We start from the raw sequence: 1,171 nt of genomic DNA, 5'->3' as shown, positions 1-1,171 counted from the left end.
AAGACCCGTTTGGGTTGTATGGTTAAGTGACTAAGCGTACACGGTGGATGCCTTGGCAGTTGGAGGCGATGAAGGACGTATTAACTTGCGATAAGCCTAGTCAAGCTAGTAAAAAGCACTTGAGACTAGGATTTCCGAATGGGGAAACCCACCTGCTTGCAGGTATCGTTAACTGAATACATAGGTTAACGAGGCGAACGCGGAGAACTGAAACATCTAAGTACCCGTAGGAAAAGAAATCAACCGAGATTCCGATAGTAGCGGCGAGCGAAATCGGAACAGCCCTTAAGCTTATTATGTGTTAATGGAAGGCTCTGGAAAGTGCCACGATACAGGGTGATAGTCCCGTACATGAAAAGACATTTTAAGTGAAATCGAGTAGGTCGGAGCACGTGAAACTTTGACTGAATATAGGTGGACCATCATCTAAGGCTAAATACTCCCAACTGACCGATAGTGAACCAGTACCGTGAGGGAAAGGCGAAAAGAACCCCTGTGAGGGGAGTGAAATAGAACCTGAAACCGTGTACGTACAAGCAGTAGGAGCAGACTTGTTCTGTGACTGCGTACCTTTTGTATAATGGGTCAGCGACTTATATTTTGTAGCGAGGTTAACCGATTAGGGTAGCCGTAGGGAAACCGAGTCTTAACTGGGCGAATAGTTGCAAGGTATAGACCCGAAACCCGGTGATCTAGCCATGGGCAGGTTGAAGGTTGAGTAACATCAACTGGAGGACCGAACCCACTAACGTTGAAAAGTTAGGGGATGACCTGTGGCTAGGAGTGAAAGGCTAATCAAACCGGGAGATAGCTGGTTCTCCCCGAAATCTATTTAGGTAGAGCCTCGGACGAATACTTACGGGGGTAGAGCACTGTTAAGGCTAGGGGGTCATCCCGACTTACCAACCCTTTGCAAACTCCGAATACCGTAAAGTACTATCCGGGAGACACACGGCGGGTGCTAACGTCCGTCGTGAAGAGGGAAACAACCCAGACCGCCAGCTAAGGTCCCAAAGTCATAGTTAAGTGGGAAACGATGTGGAAAGGCCCAGACAGCCAGGAGGTTGGCTTAGAAGCAGCCATCCTTTAAAGAAAGCGTAATAGCTCACTGGTCGAGTCGGTCTGCGCGGAAGATGTAACGGGGCTAAACTATGCACCGAAGCTGCGGATT

1 rRNA gene is annotated in these 1,171 nt (G+C 48.6%); it reads left to right on the top strand.

Annotation, left to right across the window (positions count from 1 at the left end):
* Positions 1-20: 20 nt before the first annotated feature.
* A 23S ribosomal RNA gene (locus tag HHO47_RS18970) occupies positions 21-1,171 on the top strand; the annotation flags it as partial.

The organism is Pseudoalteromonas arctica (assembly GCF_012927645.1).
GTDB classification, from domain to species: Bacteria; Pseudomonadota; Gammaproteobacteria; order Enterobacterales; family Alteromonadaceae; genus Pseudoalteromonas; species Pseudoalteromonas arctica_A.
Note: the sequence above shows the minus strand (reverse complement) of the source record. Positions and strands in the feature narration are given on the sequence as shown.